4 protein-coding genes and 1 pseudogene are annotated in these 2,488 nt (G+C 61.9%); 2 read left to right on the top strand and 3 right to left on the bottom strand.

Annotated features, from left to right (window positions below; translation table 11 throughout):
- Both EN750_RS29060 and EN750_RS29065 read right to left on the bottom strand, forming a co-directional pair.
- On the bottom strand, nucleotides 1-169 hold a 169-nt coding region (locus tag EN750_RS29060; protein ID WP_127398804.1), incomplete at its 3' end, for a TIGR02301 family protein.
- Nucleotides 170-252: 83 nt separating this feature from the next.
- The gene (locus EN750_RS29065; RefSeq protein WP_127398805.1) at nucleotides 253-687 is read right to left on the bottom strand and encodes an NUDIX hydrolase; all 435 of its coding nucleotides are present in this window, start codon (nucleotides 685-687) and stop codon (nucleotides 253-255) included.
- Between the two features lie 129 nt (nucleotides 688-816).
- Here EN750_RS29065 and EN750_RS29070 point away from each other — a divergent pair, with 129 nt between their 5' ends.
- Nucleotides 817-1,578: an SOS response-associated peptidase gene (locus EN750_RS29070; RefSeq protein ID WP_127398806.1), complete on the top strand. Its 762-nt coding sequence runs from the start codon at nucleotides 817-819 to the stop codon at nucleotides 1,576-1,578.
- 71 nt (nucleotides 1,579-1,649) lie between these two features.
- On the opposite strand, the gene EN750_RS29075 is transcribed toward EN750_RS29070, so the two are convergent.
- Nucleotides 1,650-1,805 carry a hypothetical protein gene (locus tag EN750_RS29075; RefSeq protein WP_081738801.1) on the bottom strand — a complete coding sequence of 52 codons (156 nt, stop codon included), beginning with the start codon at nucleotides 1,803-1,805 and terminating at the stop codon, nucleotides 1,650-1,652.
- 391 nt (nucleotides 1,806-2,196) lie between these two features.
- Here EN750_RS29075 and EN750_RS29080 point away from each other — a divergent pair.
- Nucleotides 2,197-2,488, top strand: a pseudogene (locus tag EN750_RS29080) (cysteine--tRNA ligase); the annotation flags it as partial.

Raw genomic sequence — 2,488 nt, forward strand, 5'->3', positions numbered from 1 at the left:
GGTCGCCCTTCTCGCCGCACAGATTGCGGAGGAAATGCAGCGAGCCCAGAACCTCCGCCAGCCGCATCAACCCAGGCTCGAACGGCGATTCGGCGCTGAGCGCGGGCCGTATCGAAACGGTCGCGACGACCGCAAGACACGCGGCGAGGAGCATGGACGGACGGTTCATAAGCCTTCTCTACCCAACGGCGTGGCTCTGCCAAACAGGATAAGTCTTTGTGGCGAAACAATTTGTCGCCTGCAAGGCTGTTTTCAGGGCTTCGGCCCGTCGTCTCCGCGGGGGTCCAACAACTCCTCGGCCACAGCGAACACCGAGCCGGCGAGCGGCAATGCCGCCATCTCGCTGAGTGTATAGAAGGCCGCCGTCTCTGCGTCGTCGCTGGCTACCGCCTCGCCGCCGGCATAGGCCGCGCCGAAGACCGTGAGGAGGTAATCGACCGGGTGGCTGTCATCCCTGCCGTCAATGTGGATTTCCCGCAGCGGGCGATAATTTGTGGCGCGCAAACCGGTTTCTTCCTGAAGTTCGCGCTCTGCCGCTGCCTCCAGCGTCTCGCCGGGTTCGACCTTGCCGCCCGGAAAGGCATAGAGCCCTTGCGAGGGTTGCCGGGCTCGCTTGACCAGAAGCAGGGTGTCTGCACGCACGACGGCGACCGAGACTGCCGGAAGTGTCTTGCGCGCTTCGTTCATGGGTTCCCGATCAGGCGTGTAGGCAGGTCTGTTGTGGACCGCCCAGCATGGGCAAGCTTTAGCGGTTGCGCAATGCCGGTTGCACCGGCACCTTCAGGAACCGAACCTTTCAAAGGGCGCCAATCGACCATGTGCGGACGTTTTGCCTTGACCGCGACGCCGGACCAGACTGCCGCCTTGCTAGGCTTGGCGGAACTGGAGGATTTCCCGGCGCGCTACAACATCGCACCAACCCAGCCGATCCTGATGGCGGTCGCCGGCCCCCCGCGGGCGCCGGGCTCGAATCTGCCGGACCGGCAACCAATGCTGGTGCGCTGGGGGCTGATCCCGACCTGGGTGAAGGACACACGCGAGTTTCCGCTGCTGTTCAACGCGCGCTCCGAAGGGGCTACCGAAAAGGCGTCGTTCAAGGCCGCCATGCGCCATCGCCGCGCCTTGGTGCCGGCCTCCGGCTTTTATGAATGGCGGCAAACCGGCGGCAAGAAAGGCCAGCCTTACTGGATCCGGCCCAGGCATGGCGGGTTGGTCGCCTTTGCCGGCCTGGTCGAGACCTATGCCGAGCCGGGCGGTTCGGAAATGGATACCGGCGCCATTCTGACCATCAACGCCAATGCCGATATCGCGCATATCCACGACCGCATGCCTGTGGTGATCGACCCCAGGGATTTCGCCCGTTGGCTGGATTGCCGCACGCTCGAACCGCGTGATGTCGCCGATCTGTTGCGGCCGGCTCAACTCGATTTCTTCGAGGCCATTCCCGTCTCCGGCCTGGTCAACAAGGTCGCCAACACCGGACCGGAGGTTCAGGAGCGGGGCGAGATCGGGCCGGAGCCCGAAAAGGTCAAGCGCCAGAAGCCCGGCGCGGACGACAATCAGATGACGTTGTTCTAGCTGAACTGTTCTTCAGCGGCGTATGTCTGCGCCATTTGCCGGGCGCCCTTGGCGCCGGGCCGCACACCACTTCAGGCGGCGCGGGGCGACACGATCTTCTGTACCGGCTTTTTCTTCTTCGCGGTGTGAAGGAGGGCGGCGACGATCGCGGCCGGGCCGATCGCGCGATAGTGGTTGGCCAGTGCCGGCTGCTTGGCTCGGTTGGCTTCCTGCTTGGTTCGGGGCATGTCTCTCTTCCCAGGTAACATTTTCGTGTCTGCGTTTGATGGCCGATTCTGACCAAATCGTGACGCCTGCTGATCTAGCCGGCGAATGTTTCATGACTGTGCCGACATGTTTAATAAAATGTTTCAGTGCATCATTACCTGTGATCCAGCGACGTTTTTGCCGAAACTTGCGACTTGACGGCAACACATGCCAAGGCGATAAAGCCGCCCATGAAAACGTCTTTCGCCATTTGTGGCATTTGCATTATTGGCTAGCCTCGCGCTGGTCCGGACGTTTTCGCCTCATCTTTCCCCAGATTGGACAAACGCCCCGGCCAGCAGGCTGGAGCCTGATTTGCGTTTCGCGCAGGGCTGGCTTCGTCAAATTGAGTTCTGAACCGGGAAGGCACGAATGTCCGACGCATCGCAGGGCCTGCGCCTCTACAACACGCTGACGCGGACGAAAGAGGATTTCGTCCCGATCGATCCAGACAATGTGCGCATGTATGTCTGCGGCCCGACCGTCTACGACTTTGCCCATATCGGCAATGCCAGGCCGGTGATCGTCTTTGACGTGCTTTTCCGCTTGCTGCGTCACGTCTATGGGCAGGCGCACGTCACCTATGTGCGCAACATCACCGACGTCGACGACAAGATCAACGCGCGCGCTCTGCGCGACTTCGGCGGCGAGATCGCTTCCGGAA

Source organism: Mesorhizobium sp. M7A.F.Ca.ET.027.03.2.1 (assembly GCF_003999175.1).
Taxonomy (GTDB): domain Bacteria; phylum Pseudomonadota; class Alphaproteobacteria; order Rhizobiales; family Rhizobiaceae; genus Mesorhizobium.